Source organism: Gardnerella sp. KA00255 (genome assembly GCF_049244095.1).
Lineage (GTDB): Bacteria > Actinomycetota > Actinomycetes > Actinomycetales > Bifidobacteriaceae > Bifidobacterium > Bifidobacterium vaginale_F.
Genome location: NZ_CP058374.1, coordinates 1,204,343 through 1,223,600 on the forward strand (window position 1 = coordinate 1,204,343; position 19,258 = coordinate 1,223,600).

The 19,258-nt window shown below is 44.3% G+C and carries 6 protein-coding genes and 1 pseudogene; 4 read left to right on the plus strand and 3 right to left on the minus strand.

From position 1 onward, the window contains the following. Window positions 1–352: 352 nt before the first annotated feature. The 3 genes and pseudogenes from HXT51_RS04890 to HXT51_RS04900 form a co-directional block, all read right to left on the minus strand. Entirely contained in the window at window positions 353–1,276 is a 924-nt protein-coding gene (locus tag HXT51_RS04890; protein ID WP_421776297.1) for a sugar ABC transporter permease, read from the minus strand. Next, window positions 1,273–2,683, minus strand: a pseudogene (locus tag HXT51_RS04895) (carbohydrate ABC transporter permease). The gene HXT51_RS04890 and the pseudogene HXT51_RS04895 overlap by 4 nt, the downstream one beginning before the upstream one ends. 159 nt (window positions 2,684–2,842) lie before the next feature. After that, window positions 2,843–4,066 carry an extracellular solute-binding protein gene (locus tag HXT51_RS04900; protein WP_103085071.1) on the minus strand — a complete coding sequence of 408 codons (1,224 nt, stop codon included), beginning with the start codon at window positions 4,064–4,066 and terminating at the stop codon, window positions 2,843–2,845. A 560-nt stretch (window positions 4,067–4,626) separates the two neighbouring features. Here HXT51_RS04900 and HXT51_RS04905 point away from each other — a divergent pair. The 4 genes from HXT51_RS04905 to HXT51_RS04920 all read left to right on the plus strand — a co-directional run bounded on the left by HXT51_RS04905 (window position 4,627) and on the right by HXT51_RS04920 (window position 18,466). Beyond that, window positions 4,627–6,327, plus strand: coding sequence for an alpha-amylase family glycosyl hydrolase (locus tag HXT51_RS04905; RefSeq protein WP_421776298.1), 1,701 nt, complete (start codon window positions 4,627–4,629; stop codon window positions 6,325–6,327). A gap of 276 nt (window positions 6,328–6,603) precedes the next feature. Next, complete coding sequence (locus HXT51_RS04910) at window positions 6,604–7,542, plus strand: TraX family protein (protein ID WP_421776299.1); 939 nt, start codon at window positions 6,604–6,606, stop codon at window positions 7,540–7,542. Window positions 7,543–7,601: 59 nt separating this feature from the next. Then, window positions 7,602–10,517 (plus strand): TIM-barrel domain-containing protein, encoded by a 2,916-nt coding sequence (locus HXT51_RS04915; RefSeq protein WP_421776300.1) that lies wholly within the window; start codon window positions 7,602–7,604, stop codon window positions 10,515–10,517. A gap of 470 nt (window positions 10,518–10,987) precedes the next feature. Beyond that, a complete protein-coding gene (locus tag HXT51_RS04920; RefSeq protein WP_421776301.1) occupies window positions 10,988–18,466 on the plus strand; it encodes a peptidase in 7,479 nt (2,492 codons plus the stop codon). Window positions 18,467–19,258: the final 792 nt, after the last annotated feature.

The window sequence follows — 19,258 nt, forward strand, 5'->3', positions numbered from 1 at the left end:
TCTGTAATGTTCTTTTCAATGCTGGGTTGCAATACCAGGTTGCCATATCAGTTTGCAACGTTAGGTTTGTAACTCTTGGCTGCAAAATCCGTCTGTAACGAACATTGAAAACTGAAAACTATTGAAAACTGAAAATGCTTATTAAATTTGAGATAGTGAAGGCCGAAACGCTTAATGACGCTCGGCCCTCACTATTCTACGCTACCAGTTATTTGTCGCAAAACTTATTTCACAAATTGGTGAATCGTAGCTTTGAATAACCTTTAAGCGATTTATTAATTTTTTAACTGCCCGTAATCTGTGTAAGTATCATCCGATACCTACTGATACTAGTTAATACCAGTATCTGATATCAGCCCTTAACGGAGCCAGACATGGACTCTTCGTAGAAGCGCTGCATCACGATAAACAGAATCACGATTGGGATGGAAATGCACACAGCTCCTGCTGCGAATGAAGCGTACCAATCAGGTAGATACTTCTTGGTAAGCATCTCCATCAAGCCGTAAGCAACTGTGTAGTTTTCCTTATTATCCCTTACTACTGTCTTAACCATAACGAAGTCTAGCCATGGGCCTAAGAAGCCTGTAATAGCCTGGAACACAATCATTGGCTTGCAGATTGGAACAATAATCTTCCAGAATACTTGCCACTTTGTGCAGCCATCCAAGTATGCAGCTTCATCCAAAGACTTTGGAATAGTATCCATGTAGCCCTTCATAATGTAGAAGCCAGCACCGCTACCTGCAGAGTAAACGATAATAAGTGCGACTAATACAATCGAACCAGTTGTTAAGCTAAGAGCCTTCAAAATGAAGTAGATAGCGATAACAGCCATGATGCCTGGGAACATACCAAGAATCAAAGCAAGGTTCATGAATGTCTTACGTCCCTTGAAGCGGAGGCGAGACATGCAGAAGGATACTGCTAATACGAATACCAAGGAAATAATGCACACGAAAATTGAAACAATAAGTGTGTTCAAGAACATTCGTGGGAAATTAATGTCATCGGTATCAGTAAATAACTTTATGTAGTTATTTAGCGAGTATTCAGTAGGGAAGAATGTCTTCTGATAGGCGCCAGTGTTAGCATTGAAGCTTTCCAATACAACCCACAGGATTGGAATCAACCAAATAATTGATAACACGAGCAAGAACAGATGTGAGAATATGTCTCCGAAAATCCTTCGAATGCGCTGATCTTGCGTAAGCGGAACAGTGCGAGTGCTTTTTTCGACAGACTTCGCGGCTTTTGTGGTATTTTTATTACTCACCGGAATCCCTCCTCATTCTTATAAGATCCAGAGTTGCGATACGTAATCAGTGCCACAACAGCGAGAACAATGAATGTCAAAATACCGATTACAGCACCTGCGTTGTAGTTCTGCTGGTCAACAGTCAACTTGTAGAGCCATGTGATAAGCAAGTCGGTGCCGCCTGCGCTGTTAACTTTACTGCTTGCTGGACCACCCTTTGTTAAGAGGTAAATAACGTTGAAGTTGTTGATGTTACCAGTGAATGTGGTGATCAAGTATGGAGTCATAACGAAGATGATGTATGGCATTGTGACGTTCATGAAGCGCTGCCACCAGCCTGCACCATCAAGCTCTGCAGCTTCGTAGAGTTCTGCAGGAACGTTCTGCAAGATACCCGTAATCTGCATGATAGTAAACGGAATACCAACCCAAAGGTTGATGATAATAACTGTTACTCGAGCCCAAGTTACATCTGTAAGGAATGGAAGTTCGTGACGTATCCAACCATGCTCCTTAAAGACAACGTTAATAACGCCGTTTTGGTCAAGCATGTTATTCATGATAAGCAATGAAACGAACTGTGGAACTGCAATCGTAAGAGAGAAGCAAGTACGCCATACGCTCTTAAGATGAGTTGTCTTTCTGTTAATTATCATCGCTATGAACATTCCAAAGAAGAAGTTAAGGAATGTAGCAAGGAATGCCCAAATAAGAGTCCAGATTAATACGTCAAAGAATACGTCGGCTTTGATTAACTTGCTTTTGCCTGTTAAGAACTCAGAGAAAACTTCTAATCCAACCCAACTAAATTTCTTTTGGTGGTCTTCATCGTAGTTTGTGAAAGCCATAGAAATCATGAAGAACAATGGCAAGATTGTGAACAGCACAATTCCAGCCGTTGGGAGTGTCATGAAACCAATATGTGCTTTTTCATTCAAGAGCTGCTTTGCATCTTTGATGAAGTTAAGAGGCTTATGTCCGCTTTTAACTACAGACTGCGTCTTATAAGCGCTGCGAAGAGAAAGTGTTGCAAGATAAACAAGCAATACGATTGTTAAGATTGACATAACGCCGTAGGTAGAGTAAAATTTCTACAGAGTTATCGCCTGGAGTGTATCGCCAGAATCCGTTTACCTTAATTTTCCCTTGCTCTACTGTACCAAGCGTGTGAAGTTTTGGAAGATATTCAATGCCGGTTGTGAACAAGAATCCGAACAGTGCAACTTCGCACGCTAAGAATATAAGACCCTTAACGAATTGCATGCGCACAAAACTACCGAAACCGAATATTACGATGGAAATCCATGAAAGAATGTCCGCATGTTTTGCAGCCTCTTTCAAAGAATACGGTGAAGGAGCAAAGCGTTCTGCAGTTGACGTCTTCTTCTGGCGCCTTTTTAGCTTTGTGGATGTCGTGCCAGTCATGACATGCCTTTCATGTAAACAAAATTATTTAATAGAAGATAAACAACGCGCCCCACCCCTTGCCGGAGCGGGGACTGGGGCGCATCGTTTTACTCGAAGTGCATAAGACACTGCTTATGCAACCATTTAAATTTATTGGCTAGAGTAGGTTTTGTTTACTTACTTTCCTAAGCCCTTAGCAAATTCTGCAGTCTGTGCAGCAGCGTTTGCTGGAGTGATCTTGCCGGTGGAGATACCGGTGCCGAATGCCTGGACTGGATCCCAGAACTTACCCATCTCTGGGATTGCTGGCTGCAAGACAGAAGTCTTAGCAATGGTTTCCATCTGAGCAACAGCAGCTGGCTCAGCCTTTACGCTATCAGCAAGGGACTTATCAGAAGGAATTGCGCCTTCCTTCTCGAAAGCGATCTGCTGGGACTTCTTGGAGCCCAAGAATGCAGCGAATGTAGCGGCCATCTCTGGGGACTTGGTGTTGGTGTTGTAAGCAACAGCCTTAGAACCAGCGAAGGACTTCATCTGATGTTCGCCAGACTCGGTCTTGAACTTTGGAAGAGCAGCTGCAGCGTAGTTGTCCTTCAAAGCATCCTTTACCTTGGCGGCATCCCAAGAACCGGAGAAGTAAGCGTCAACGGAGCCATCCTTCAAACCGGCCAAGCCACGGCCGTTACCATCGAGCACGAAGTTCTTGTTTGCAACGAGGTTTGCGAGGTACTTTGTAACTTCGCCAGCCTTGTCGCTGAGCTTCATACCAGCCTTGGCATCGTTTCCATTCTCGCCGAAGAGGGTCATGTTGCCATCGAGGTAGAAGCCTGGGAGATACCAAGCGTTAGCAATATCGAAGGAAACCTTGCCCTTTGTAAGCATAGTGTCGAGAGACTTTACGTCATCAGCGGAGAACTTAGCCTTGTTGTAGTACATGAACCAAGTGTTGCCGGTGTAAGGAACACCGTACATCTTGCCATCCTGAGCGGTAACAGACTTGATCAAAGTATCTTCGTTCTGTTCCTTAACCTGGTTTGTAGCAGCATCGCTCAACTCGCCGATTGCTCCAGCCTTTACCAAGTCACCGAGCTGATCGTTAGGGAAGAGGAACACATCAGCAGCAGCCTTAGCGTCCTGCTTCACAGCCTTTGCGGCGTCTGGTGGCTCAACAACAGCATTCTTGAAGGTAACGTTTGGATGGTCCTTCTTGAACTCCTCCTCGACGGTCTTAATCCAGCCGCCGTCCTTCTGATCATCTGCAGAGCCCCAAACAGTGAGCTGAACTGGAGTAGAAGTATCTGCCTTCTTTTCGGAACTGTTATTGTTAGAACCGCAAGCTGCGAAACCAAACAAAGTTGCGACAGCGATACCAGCACCCAGCATCTTCTTAATATTCGTCATCCTTGACCTCCTAATTTTATGCCGTATGGCATTTTCTTTGGTGGCGTAGTGACGGACTAAGCTGTGGCGCGACATCGCGTTTGCTGCGCTAGGCAGCGTCACATGCTTTGTTATCCGTCCGTAAGCAATGTGAAGTATACACGAATATGAATAAGTTCGCAAACTACCTTGATTTGCATGCTAGGTTTTGTTAGCAAAATGTTTATTTCGTGTTTGTTTTTGTTTGAAGAGTATAGTTTCAGTGTATGTGTGAATTAAGTTAAAACGTTGTTATAGCTTATATTGCCGCGTTATTAGCATTTTTTAGTAGCAAATTAAGTAATTATTTATGGTATGTTTTGTGAGTTTTGAATATACTGCGTTGAATTTGAAGATATTGTGTTGATTTTGAATATATATTTTGAGCATATATTTTGAATATATTGTGTTGAGTCTTGAAAACAGAGAGTGTCGTGATAGAAAATGTATAAAATATCACTCAATAGCTGCAAGAAAGTTGGGGACAGCTTATTCTAGTGTTTGCTTCTAGGTTTGAGTTTAAAAGTAGAAGGATTTAAAAAATGGCATTATATGATCATGCTAAATGGCTTAAAGACGCGGTTTTTTACGAAATCTATCCGCAGAGTTTTTGTGATTCCAATGGGGATGGAATAGGCGATATTCAGGGAATTATTGAAAAGTTAGACTATGTAAAATCGCTTGGTTGCAACGCAATCTGGCTTAATCCTTGCTATGACTCGCCTTTTAAAGATGCTGGCTATGATGTGCGCGATTACAAAAAAGTAGCTGCGCGTTACGGAACAAACGAAGATTTAAAGCAACTTTTTAATGAAGCTCATAATCGAGGAATCCGCATATTGCTTGACTTAGTGCCCGGGCACACGAGTGAAGAACATGAGTGGTTTAAGGAAAGCTCGAAAGCGGAAGAAAACGAGTTTAGCAAGCGATACATTTGGACAGACAGTGCGTTTAGCGGCTATTCTATGCCGTTTATTGGCGGTGAAACTGAGCGTGATGCCACTTATATTCTAAACTTCTTCAAATGCCAACCGGCTTTAAACTACGGTTTTGCGCATAGAGATAGAGCTTGGCAATCTTCGCCTGATTCCAAAGAAGCGGCAGAAACTCGCGCTGCAATGGTTGATATTATGCGATTTTGGCTTTCGCTTGGTGCGGATGGATTCCGAGTCGATATGGCTGATTCGCTTGTAAAAAACGATGACAATAATGGCGAAGGAAGTCTTGGTAAAGACAATACGATTCGCGCATGGCAGGAAATGCTGGGTGCTGTAAAAGAAGAGTATCCTGAGGCTGCTTTTGTTTCCGAATGGGGCAGACCACGTCAGGCTCTTGCTGCCGGATTTGACATGGACTTCTATTTGAATTGGCGCTGGGATGGAAATCCTAATGGATACGCACGTTTAGCTCGTGATGTTGATAACGCTTTAGACAGCAATCCTGAGCATGATCACAGCTACTTTAATGCGCGCGGCGGCGGCAGTATTTGCCCATTCTTAGACGATTATTGCCCACAATATGAGTCAACATGCAACCAAGGTTACTTTAGTTTCATCACGTGCAATCACGATACGCCTCGTCTGGCTCCGCGTCTTGACGATCGTGAGCGTCGCGTGGCTTTCGGCATGATACTTACTATGCCAGGCGTGCCATTCGTATATTACGGCGACGAAATCGGCATGAAATATCGCGATATTCCAACAAAAGAAGGCGGTTACGCTCGTACTGGTACGCGTACGCCAATGCAATGGGATGATGCAAAGAATTTTGGCTTCTCAACTGCTGCAAAATCTAAATTATACTTGCCTGTTGAAGCGCGAGCAGACGGAAGAACTTGCGCAAATTCTCGCAAGCAAGCAGTAGAAAGTGGCGAAATTCCAACTGTTTCTGCACAAATTAATTGCGAAAATTCCTTCCTTTCATGGGTGCGCTCGCTTATTGAACTTCGTCATAATCGCAAATCTTTGCACGCTGACGCGTCTTGGAGAGTTTTGTATGCTCCGGTTGACGGCCGCGGATTTGCTTACGAGCGTTGTGCAAAAGGTGACGCTGGAGAATCAGCTTCAGAACGAAGCATTGTGGTTATGAACCCGGGTGTAAATAGTGAGTATGTTTCGTGGGATTGCCTTGCTGGATTAAGCGCAAACGAAGCTAATTCGCCTGTGTTGAAAGTTGGAGAAATCTCATGCACTGACTCTTCGCTTGTGCTGGGTGCTCAATCTTTCGCCATTTTTAGTTTGTGAATTAAAGGCATTCGATTTAAGGAACCACATATTTTACGTATTGAGTGCGCATACATAAATACGTATACGGCAAGTACAATGCATGCGTGCTCATACGTACTCATGCGTAAACGCGTATATATGGGCGTATAGGTGTGTATATGAAGCGCGCGTATAAAGGCACATAAGTGTATAAGCAGAGTATATAAGCGCGTATAAGTACGTGATACTAATAGAATGGTATGGGTATATACACAGAAGTAGTAAAAGTTTGAGTCAGGTTTCGAAAGGTACGTTATGGGATTGTCGAAGAATGGCGCGAAGAATGCCGCGAAGAATGCCGCAAAGAGTGCAGCAAAAAGTGCAGCAAAGAGTGCCGCAAAGAATAGCGCGCAGTATGATTCTTCAAAGTTGAAGTCCACAAGTATGAGCGGAGTTTCATTTAACGGCTATTATCACGAGTCAGAAACTGAGGAAAAACTAGATAATAACGGGAATCCTATACGCGCGGATCGCAATATTAAAGAAGGCATAACTCTTAACAAGTTTAAGATGTTGTGCGCGTTTATGGCTGTTCTTAGCGTGTTTGGCACGTCTCTGCTTTCCGGTTTTTACGGCGGATTGATTGCGTTATTATGCGAGCTTATATCTTGGGTTGCTTTGCCATGGTATGCGTGGATGATTGTTCGCGGATATCACAATACAAATAATGTTGTGTTTTATGGCTTGAGATTATTTGTTTTGGCGCTTATATGTGAAGTTCCGTACGATTTTGTAACTTCAGGAAAAGTTTGGGATATGACATCGCAGAATCCTGTGTTTGCGCTGCTTATATCGCTTATCGTGCTTAGTTATGTGGATACTGTATGCAAAAAGTTGCGCGGGTTTAAAAAAGTAGCTGCTTGCGCGTTTGTTGTTCTTGCTGGTGCTGCCTGGAATTTAATCGGTATGGTCGGAGTGCGTCAAAGACTGCTTTTTGGCGGTTTGATTATTTTCGTTATGTCGATGCTTTTTGAATTTATGCGCAAACGTGAAACGACTATGGAATTGACTGCAGGTGTGTTTGGTGCGATGTCGCTTGTTGCTCCAGCTATTGGCGTGGTTGTGTTGCATTACCGTAGTGTTTATGGCGATGGCCCTCGACCAACTAAGCAGTTCCGCTGGATTATGTACGCGTGGTATCCAATAATGCTACTTATTGCGTCTGCTGTATTGCTTGTGCAAAAGTTTATGTGATTTTTGGATTGATTACTCATTAATTTATTAGTTACTTTTTACGCAAAGGAGCTGGGGTAATGGTTTACGATTTTTGTGGCTCGCAAAGTGGGTTTAATTGCGGTTCGCGAGATGAATTTAGTGCCGGTTCGCGAGATGATTTTGAAAGCGGTTCGCGAGATAGTTTTAGTGCAGACGCGCAAAATAGCCTCAGTTCGTCTAAAAATATCGTAAATGCATGCGAATGTACTTGCACTTGTACAGATCCTAGCAAAGCGCGAATTTTTGCCGATTTCGTAAATAATCCTGGCGTAAAAGCAAATAATCAACAAATTATTCAGGGTGATTGTTTCAGAATTACTGTAATAACAGATTCCCTGATTCGTCTTGAGTGGAGCGATGATGGCAATTTTGTTGACGCTCCTACGCAAATGGTTGTGTGCCGTGATTTTTCTGGAGGTAATTCCGTTCAGCCAAAGTTTTGCGCGCGAGAAGATGAAAATGGTTGGCTTGAAGTTGAAACGGATAAGCTGCTTTTAAGTTATAATCGCAAATCTTTCAGCAAAGAAGGATTAAGTATAGTTGTGCGAGGAGTTCCTTGTTCGCAATTTAATACGTGGCATTATGGCGACGATTGCCCAGGAAATTTGCTTGGCACGGCTCGCACTTTGGATGAAGCGGATGGTGCAATTAAGCTTGATTATGGCATAATGTCTCGTGACGGCTGGGCTGTGTTAGATGATTCAAAATCTTGTGTTATTGTTCCGGAGAGCGAAGTAAATGGTAAGCCGAATCCGTATGGCGCGTGGGTGAAGCCGCGCTCGCAAGAGTTTGATTCGCACGATCTAAGTTCGCACGATAATAGCAATAACGCCTCGCAAAATAATCGTTATCGCGACTTGTACTTCTTTGGCTATGGTCACAATTACATAGACGCAATCCGCGATTTCTATAAGCTCACAGGATCTCAGCCGCTGTTGCCAAGGTTCGCAATGGGCAATTGGTGGAGTAGATATTGCAGATATTCGCAATCTGATTATGAAAATCTTATGAGCAGATTTAAGCGTGAGGCAATACCTTTTAGTACGGCAGTTATAGATATGGACTGGCATATTAGAGACGTTGACTCAAAGTATGGATCTGGGTGGACTGGTTACACGTGGAACGATCAGCTGTTCCCTGATCATAAAGCTTTTTTGCGAAAACTAGCGAATGAAGGCTTAGCGCCTACTTTGAATTTGCATCCGCGAGATGGCGTGCGTGCTTTTGAGAAGGATTACCCACAGGTTGCGCGAGATATGGGCATTGACCCTGCAAGCGGTAAAGCTGTGGAATTTGACTTAACTAATCCGCGATTTGTTGAAGCTTACTTTAATATGCATCATCGCATGGAAGATGAAGGTGTTAAATTCTGGTGGATTGACTGGCAGCAGGGTGGAGTTACAAAACAGGCTGGGTTGGATCCGCTATGGATGCTTAATCACATGCATTATGAGGATTTGGCTCGAGATGGAGGCTGGCCACTTACGTTCTCGCGCTACGCTGGCCCAGGTTCGCACCGATACCCAGTTGGATTCTCGGGAGATACTGTTACTACTTGGAATTCGCTTGCTTTTCAAGCTTATTTCACGTCTACAGCTTCGAATATTGGTTATGGCTGGTGGAGTCATGATATTGGCGGCCATATGCTGGGTGTGCGAGATAACGAGTTGGAAGCGCGATGGTATGCTCTTGGAGCTTTTAGCCCGATTAACCGTCTTCATTCCAGTTGCTCGCCTTTTGCTGGTAAAGAGCCTTGGAATTTTCCGCGTGAAACTCGTGACGCGATGGTTAAGATGCTTCGTTTAAGAGCGTCGTTGATACCTTATTTATATACGATGAATTATCGTGCGGCTTTTGAGAATCGGCCAATAGTGGAGCCAATGTATTGGCAATCTCCAGAGGTTGGTGCTGCTTACGAGATGCCGCAGGAATATCGTTTTGGTAGCGAGCTTATAGTTGCGCCGGTAGTTTCTAAAAATGACGATGCCGTTACTAGAGGTTGTGCTGGAGTGTGGCTTCCTGCTGGAGATTGGTACGATTTCTTCGACGGGCGACGTTACGTATCTCGTGGTTGGAATGGTCGTCGTTTTGAGGCGTGGCGTGCGCTTGACAGAGTTCCTGCTTTTGCGCGTGCTGGGGCTATTGTGCCAATGCAAGTTTTGCCAAGTGTTGAAGATTGCGCTCGTAGCGATGAGGCTGCCGAATCGGTCAATAGTGTTGAAAATCCGCGATCTTTGCGCGTGCTTGCGTTCCCTGGAGCTGACGGCGAATTTGTGATGCGCGAAGATAACGGACGCTTTGAAGACGCGTGCGATGGGAAAACAGCTGATACTAGTATGCGGTTTGTTTGGAGAGATGGGAATGGATCCACGCAATTTGTGATTGATGCGGCAAAAGGATGCAATAGTGCTGTTGCTGCGCTGCCTTCCACGCGCGATTGGAGTGTGGTGTTTAGAGGCGTTGCATGCCCTGATTTTTCGCGCGTTCGCGTTTTTGTTGGCGATTCTCAGCTTGAATCTAACGCTGTAGAAGTTTCATATGAAGGCGAAGAATCTACGCTCAGTCTTACTGTTTGTGTGCGCAATGTTCCTGTTTGTGAGTGCGTGCGAGTGATTGTGGACGGCGGTTTGTGTATTGCGCAAGACCCTAAGGTTGGCGATGCTTACAGGCTTCTTTTGCAAGCTCAAGTGCCGTATCGCGGTAAGGAAATGGCTTTTGATGCGATTCGCGAGGCTGGTGGCAGCGCGAGTGCTTTAAGTGCGCTTTCGGCTCTTGAATATGAAAGAGAAGAGCAGATGATTGAGCAGCAGAACAGTGTTGATATGGTGAATGCGCATGCGTGTGTGCAGCCTTCTGTGGTTAAGTGGGCGCAATGGCGTTGTACTCTGCCTGGGTCTGTTAAGCGCGCGCTTGAGGAGATTTTGTTGCGCGAATCGACTTGCATGAGCGATTAAAGCGTAGCGCGCGAATGCACTTCGATGAGTGAGCTTGCTCAAAGTTGAAAGCACAGTGCGCTTTCAACGCAAGCGAATACGTGAGCGCCGTAAAATAGAATTTTTGTATTTTGATGGACTTTTATTACCAAAATCTGGATTTGTATCATAACAAATGTTTAGATTTGGCGACGAAAAACTGTGAGAAACACCTCAATTTAAAATATTCACAAAAAAATATTAATCCCCAAAACCGTTGGAAAATATGGCTTGGGGGGGGGGTGCTCGATGCTCTTCAATCTAAACATATGTTATTTGACTTTATAAAAAAATTTTAAATTGTTATAATAACTTGACAAAGATAGCTGCGATTTTATAAATGTACGCTATGAAATTTTGGATGAGTTTCGTTGAGAATTTGCATTTTGCGTGTCTATCGTCGGGCATGCGAATCTGCCTTTGTATCGGATCACTAGGTGAAGGAGTATATTATGGTATCTAAATCCAGAAAGCACGCGCGTACTGTGAAGTTAAATTCTGCAGTAAATAACGCAATTGAAAAGGCTGTTGACGCTCGCAAAGTGGCGGCGTTTACGATTGGCGCGGCAGGTGTGATTGCTGGTGCTGCGTTCGCTTTTGGTGCAACTCCTGCAATTGCGGCGGAGGTGAGTGGTGCTCCTGATGCTAAGCCGGCTCCTGTGGCTGCTGGTGAGAAGCCTGGTGCTGATGCTGGTAAGAAGGCTGGGGTTAAGGAAAATGATGGTAAGGCTGAAACTGATGGCGTAAAAGCTAATGGTGGCGAATCTGAGGATGATGCGAAGAAGAATCAGGCCGAAGAGAAGTCTGCTACAGGCGAGAAGACTGACAATAATACTCTAAAGAAGGCTGACAAGACTAAGGATAACAAGTCTAAGCTCGAGCAGAATTTATCTAAGGAAAAGAAAGCTTCTACGCAGTCTGTAGCAAAGGCTGACGACACTGAGACTGAGCAGAATAAAATCGCAGAGCAGAAGACTGTGAACACTGAGTCTGTAGATAATAAGGTTACAGATATCACTTCTGCAGAAAATGTCTCAAGGAAGCGCACAAGGCGTGCACTAGGAAATACACAAACCGATGCCGCTACATCTGAAAATCAGGAACGCGCTTCTGATAATAATGCAGCAAACCGAGATCCTAATAAAATTAATCCTGATACATCGGATTCCACTAATACCAATATTGAAGTTAACGAGAATAACGCTGAAACTATGCCAAATGCGTATGCTTGGGGAAGCTCAGACAACACGTATAGCGTAAATGGCGAAAAGCATACTGTTACTTTCCACTTTGCAAAGCCAAAAGATGGTGGAACAATCACCAATATTGCTATTTTCCCTGCTCAAAACAATGGTTTGACTAACGATAAGAGCAAGAGGGGTGCTGAATACTATTCTGGCGATCCTAAGATGCACCAGAGCTTCTCTGGCAATTATACGTTTACGAAGGGTAAAGACGGCTCTGCAACTCTTGAAATGAGCACTCTTTTTAGAGATGGCAATATCGGCGCTGCTGAGAAATATGCTGCAAACCGCTCTATTTTTGTGTACGTAACCAAAGATGGTACTACAACTGTTTATAAAACGAATGCATTCCGTGCAGCAACGCTTGTGCCACCAAAGACAGCTGGATCAGTTGTGCTTAAGTATAATCAGCCTCTTACGAAAGAGCAGGTTCAATCAGCAATTACTGCGGCTGCTAATGCTGAAACAGCTCGCGGCGATAAGAAGTCTGTGAACGATCAAATTATTGCAGCAAGTAAAGCTAACGGTGTAAATACAACTGTCAACGGAAAATCGACGCAAGTTCCAGATACGCTTAATGACAAGCTTAACGTAGAATCTGATGATGCTTACGACAAGACTACGTTTGAGGCTATTAATAAAGAAACCTCAGCTAAAGATGCAAAAAATAAGACGTACGTAGCTGGAGCTAAGACGCTTAACACCTATATGGTTACGGATTTGGGCTTTAAGTCCGGGGCTATTCCGCTTACGGTTGCGCGCTACGATGATCGCATTGATAAGCCAATTGTGGAAGACCCAACTAATGTTTCGACTGAAGTTAAGGAAGATATTAAGAAGAAGCTTGCAAAGATTAACGGCGTTACAGCAGATAAGATTTCGTTTGAGGGCGATAAGGCTGTAATCCATTTTGATGGCGTGGATGAAAAAGATGCTCCTAAGATTAAGCTCAGCGACCTTGTGTTGAAGAAGCTTGAGGAAAAGGATGTTATCGTTCCAGCTGGCGAGAAAGCAGTCTTTGTTTACAACCCACTTGCTTACAACGATGCCGAAATCGCACGCATTAAGAAGGCTATTTACGAAGCTAATAAAGAAAATAAAGAGCTTGGATTAAGTGAAAAGGACTACGAGAATCAGATTTCGCTTTCATACCTTACTGGCAATCTTACTGCAACTGGTGATTCTAATAAGGGAATCTCGAATGGTCAGGCGGAAAATACTATTACCGTTAAGATTAAGACCGATAAGGCTGTTGCTGAGTTTACGTCTGATGTAAAGGCACGCAAGCTTACAAAGCTTCCAGATATCCGCAAGGATTACGAAGTTTCGTGGACTGCAGACAAGATTCAGGGTCGCGATACCGACGAGGGTCTCTCATGGAGCGAAGATGGGAAGACAATCATTTACCGTTACGATCCAACTGCGGCACAAGAGTTTGATACAAATAAGATTCTTGGTTTGCTGAAAGCTACACCAAAGGAGACAAACTCTGGCTTGCGTGAACTTACAGGCGGCGAAGCGCTCGACCATGAAGGCGCAGATGGAAAAGCTAAGAAGTCGCATGTGGGCTACGTGATTGACAAGAACGGCCAACCTACAACTGAGTTGTCGCTCGGTAATATGAGCGGTGCTTATTGGCAATATAGTCAGAAGGTTGATAATTCTGGTGTGGACCTCGGCAATGAAGAGTCGAATGCAGGATCGTATTCCTGGGATAAAGACGCTGAGCCGATAGTAGTTGCTGCTAAAGGAAACAAGGTATATAAAGCGCGCTTGTTTGTTTTGCCGTATGGATTGACGATGTATAGAAATGTTTACATGGAAAACGGCAATCAACCTTGGAATACGCCTAAGGCAATTAACGTTATCTTTGTGCCGCAGACGAATCATAAGGTAAAGGATTTGAAGAAGTCTGTTGACGAGCACGCGACAACTCAGGTTGATGGCAAGGATGTTCCTACTCAGCATGAGTACTACAATGCATCGGACGATAAGAAGGCTGCGTATGATGATGCGTTGAAGAAAGCTAATGATGCGTTGAAGGAAGCTGGTGATACGGAGGATTCCAAGCTGTCTGAAGAGCTTAAAGCACGTATCGATAACGCAACTATTAGGTTAGATAAGGCTCGTGCGGCTCTTGATGGTGCTAAGACCGACAAGAGCAAACTTGAGCAAGACATTAAGGATCAAGGTACTGCTGCGAAAGGCAATACAGCTGCAAGCGGCACGTATAAAACTGATAAGTATAAGAATGTTGCTGAGCCTGCCTTCCTGAAGGATGACGGAATAACTCCTGATACTAAGAAGAATGAGGCTGCCAGCGCAGCTAAAACAGCTTATGATGAGGCACTCGCTGCAGCTGAGAAAGTAAAAGCCGACGATAACGCTACGCAAAAGGCTGTTGACGAAGCCAAGGCTAAGCTTGATGCTGCGCGTAAGGAACTTGATAATTACAGCACTAACAAGGATAAGCTTAACGCTGCCATTGCTGAGCATGGTAAGGTGAAGGATGGTAGGGACGCTCAAGGCGCTCAAACGATTGCAAACGCTGACCCAGCATATCAAAACGCAACTGATGCAGAGCGTACAGCTTACGATAACGCTGTAAAGAAGGCAAACGAACTTTCTAAGGATCCAACCGCTTCTCAGAAGGAAGTCAACGACGCGATTACAGCTCTTGAGACTGCTAAGAAAGCGCTTGATGCCAAGGCAACGAATAAGGCGAAGCTTGCTGCTGCTGTTCAGCAAACCTTCGATAACCCTGATCCTGATAATTTTAATGGCAAAAAGAGTACCTTCTATCAGAATGCTCTTAATAAGAAGAACAATGGATCAGATGACGAAAAAACTAAGGCTGCTGCTGCTATTAAAGCATATGATGATGCTCTGAAGGCAGCTAAAGACCTTCTTGAAGATAAGAATGGCAAAGCAACTCAAGCTCAAGTTGATGCTGCAGTAAAAGCATTAACTGATGCTGAAGATAAGCTCCATAACTATTCAACTGACAAGAACGATCTTACGAAAGCACTTGCAGACAATATTGATGGCTATTTGAAGCCAGCGTACTTCAATGCATTCGATAAGTCATTTGGTGCGGGTGCTGATGCTGAGGCTGCTAAGAAAGCATTCAAAGAGTACAACGATGCCTATCATGCGGCCAAGGAGCTGAAGGCAAAGTTTGCTAAAACTAATCCAGCTGAGCAGCCAACTGACGAAGACTGCAAAAAAGCTAAAGAAGCTCTTGAAAAGGCTCGTCAAGTTATAGATACGTATGCAACTGATACGAAGAAGCTGTCGGCAGCTTTCTGGAATGACATCGCTATTCAGAATAGCCCTGCGTATAAGAATGCAAAGGCGCTTGCTGTAAAGACGAATCCTACTGATGATGAAAAAGCTAAGGTAGAGGCTGCTAAGAAGATTAAGCAGGCATATGATGATGCGGTTGCTAAGCTGCACAAAGCATTTGAGAATAAGCTCGACAAGGATCCAGATGCACAAGACACTAAGATTCCTGATGCAAAGGGTGACCCGGCTTCCAAGAATTATCTTGATGGCATTCAGACACACGCAAATGGTGAGCCGCTTGATAGAGATGTCACGAAGATTCTGAAGGAAATGAACGACGCAGCTGCTGACTTGAACCAGTTTGCAACCAAGACGGATAAGCTACAGGAATCCATCAACAAGGATACGGATACGCAGAAAGATCCAGCATACAAGAATGCTAAAGATCCGCATAAGCTGGATACCCACGGCATGGAAGATACTTCTGGATATGACGCCATCAAGGAGAAGGCTACAGCTTACGACAATGCTTTGAATGCTGCTAAAGACTTGCTCAAGAATCCTGACGCAACGCAAGAGGATGTAAACGCAGCGCTTAAGACGCTCGATGAAGCTCGTAAAGCTCTTGAGGGGTACAAGACTAATGTTGAAGACCTTAAGAAGAGCGTTGAAGCGCACGGTAGTACAGATGGTCCTGCAACTAAGGAAGGTACTGTTACTTCTGATGTGTATCGCAATGCGTCTGATCCGCACTTCTTAACTGCTGATGGCAAGCCAGATGACGCCAGGAACAACGCTGCTAAGGAAGCTAAGAAGGCATACGACAAAGCGTTAGCTGAAGCTCAGGACTTGCTCAAGAAGGCTGACGCTGAGAAAAATAAGACTCCTTTGGATGCGCAGCCGATTCAAAAAGAAATCGACGCCGCGTTGACAACGCTTAACGAAAAGCGTAAAGCACTTGATGCCTATAAGACTGACACTTCTAAGCTTGATGAGGAAGCGAAGAAGTCTACTGCAGACGGTGCTACCGTAGCCGATACAGACTTTGAAGCTAAGCCAGAGTTCAAAAACGCTAAAGCTAAGACAAGTAACGGTGTGGAAAACACAGATGTTACTGCTTACAAAGAGGCTCTCAAGAAAGCTCGCGAACTTGTAAAGGCTGCTAATCCTACAGATCCGGATGCTAAGAACAGTTCGCATCCAACGCAAAAGCAGATTAATGACGCGCTCGATGCCTTGAAGCAAGCTAAGAAGCAGATTGAAGACAACTACAAGACGGATGCTTCGAAGCTTGAAGAAGCTAAGAAGTATGCGGAAGATGTATTCAAGAAGACGCCTGAGTATAAGAATGCTCTTGCTAAGAAGGAGGCTGGAGATCAGACTGCTATAAGTCGCTTGGGTAAAGATGGTGAGCAAACTGGCTTCGATAATGTTCTTAAGAAAGTTACCGAAAAGCTCAATGATAATGACTGGAAAGGCAAGGTAACTCAAAAGTTTGTCGATAAGTTACTCGAGAAGTTACAAGAAGCTCAAGATAATATTACAAAGAATTATAAGACTGATGTAACTCCGCTTTCTAACGAAGTCGGCGATAAGGATCAAGACGGCAAGCTAGTTGTCCCTCCGTTTGAAGCGTCTGTGCCATACAAGAACGCGCTTGCAAAGAAGAACGCTGAATCTGAAGATGATGCAAAGAAAGAGACTTCTGCAACTAAGAAGCTGGAAGATTACAACAAGAAGCTTAAGGATGCGCAAGACTTGATTGCGCAGGTAAACAGTACCGATCCGAATGCTGATCCAGATAAAAAGCCAACACAAGCGCAGGTAGACAAGGCTCTTGCAGCTTTGAAGAAGGCCAAGAAGGATATCGACGATGCCTTCAAGACTAAAGTTGATAAGCTCCAAAATGAAGTTGATGATAAAAACGAGGATGGCACTGCGCGTACTCCAAAGTTCGAAGAATCAACTGAGTTTGCAAATCTTAAAGGAAAGACTAAGGATGGCAAGCAGCCTGATGACCTTGTAGCGTATGAGCAAGCTTTGGCAAAGGCTAAGGAACTCATCGACAAGAACGATGGTAAGGTCACGAAGGATGGCCAGGAAGTTGACGTTCCAAAGGATCAGCTCCCATCTCAGAAGGAAGTTGACGAGGCTCTTAAGAATCTGAAGGAAATTAAGGATAAGATTACTAAGAACTACGTCACTAGCCCGCATGACTTGCAGCAAGAAGTTGATAAGTCTAAGGACGGCGATACTGATACTGACACCAGCCCCGACGTGTTCGAGAACACTCCTGCGTTCAAGAACGCGACTGCTAAGGGTGATGAAGCTGCCAAGAATGCTCTTGAAGACTATAACAAGAAGCTTAAGGCTGCTAAGGATCTACTTGATAAGTTTGACCGCGCAACTGGCAAGCCAAAGGCTCTCAAAGCAGGCGAAAAGGCTCCAACTCAGCAGGAGCTTGATAAGGCTCTAAAGGATCTTCAGGATGCCAAGAAGAAGATTGAAGACGAGTACAGCACAGTCAAGTATGATTTGCGTCAAGAAGCTGGTAAGGATTCTGACTTCACTAAGTCTCCTGAGTATCAGAACGCTCAAGCTAAGGGTGATGACGAGTCCAAGAAGGCTCTTGAAGACTATAAGAACGCTCTTGACGAAGCTAATAGTGTGCTTGCAGATCCTAATGCAACTCAAGCTGAGGTTGATGCGGCTTTGAAGAAGCTTCAGGATGCTAAGTCCAAGCTTAAGGATGAAAACAGCACGGATAAGTCTAAGCTTCAGACTGAGGCTGATGATGATGCTAAGTTCCGTAAGTCTTTGTACTTCATTATTGGCAATAAGGCTGATATTGAAGCCTACAAGAAGGCTTTGGCTGAGGCTAAGAGCGTGCTTAACGATCCTAATGCTACTCAGGCTCAGGTTGATGAGGCTTTGAGGAAGCTTAAGGCTGCTAAGTATAAGCTTAATCATCCGTTTGGCGCTGGTAGTGGTAGCGGAATCGGTAGCGGCTATGACACTAATGCTGGTGATGGTTTTGCTGTTGAGACTAGTGATTCTCAGAGTGCTTCGGTTGATAAGTCTGCCTTGCAAGTCGAAGTTAACAATGCTGTAGACACTAGTGCAAACACTGCTGCTGCTAGAGCTTATAGAAAGGCTTTGGCTGAAGCTAAGCGCGTGCTTGCTGATAAGAATGCTACTCAGGCTCAGGTTGATGAGGCTTTGAGGAAGCTTCAGGCTGCTAAGTCTGCGTTGCTTAATAGTTTGCGTGGTGCTTCTGGTAATGCTGGTGGTCTTGCTAAGACTGGTGCTGAGACTGGATTGTTCGCAAGTGTTGCTGCAATCTTCGCTGGACTTGGTGTTGCAGGCGTAGCGTCTCGCCGCCGTAAGCATTCTAACGAGTAGTTTCGCTCATAACTAAAATCCCTCGCAGGTTATCTTCCGATAATCCGCGAGGGATTTTCATATGCTATTACATCCGCCAAACTGTTTGCGCATAGAGTGTGATGGATGGATGTTGTTTGCTCGAACCTGCTTTGCTATTAGTTAGGCAGAGATTTGAGATTTTTCGCAGCGAATAGAACTTGACTTCAAGTAAACAAAATCAAGAACACCTCCCCGATTTTGTTTACCGACACGCTACTTAAGTAAACAAAACCAAGAACACTTCCCCGATTTTGTTTATCGACACGCCCAATAAGTCCACAAAATCAAGAACCCTACCCCGATTTTGTTTACTTACAGAGCACTATGCTGCTTTAAGCTCGGTCGATTCGCAGCCCGATGGTGATTCATCGAATGAAGAAGAAAAATCGAAAAATCTCGGTGACTAACCGAAGATTAAAAGACTAAACATGCCAAGAGCTGTCGGAGTTTCTCTTAGAGCAATGTAAAAATCTTGCGATGAGAGAAACTCCGAGAGCTCAGCATCATTGCATAGGAAACCTGTACCTCAATAGAGCGTAACGTCTGCGAGATAAGTAATACTTATCCCTCACCGCCACAGCCATATCCTCGCTTGCGTTGAAAGCGCACTGTGCTTTCAACTTTGAGCAAGCTCACTCATCGAAGGAGCTTAAAGAGCGAAATTCCATTAATTAGGCAGAGATTTGAGATTTTTCGCAGCGAATAGAACTTGACTTCAAGTAAACAAAATCAAGAACACTTCCCCGATTTTGTTTACTTATGTACCATCTA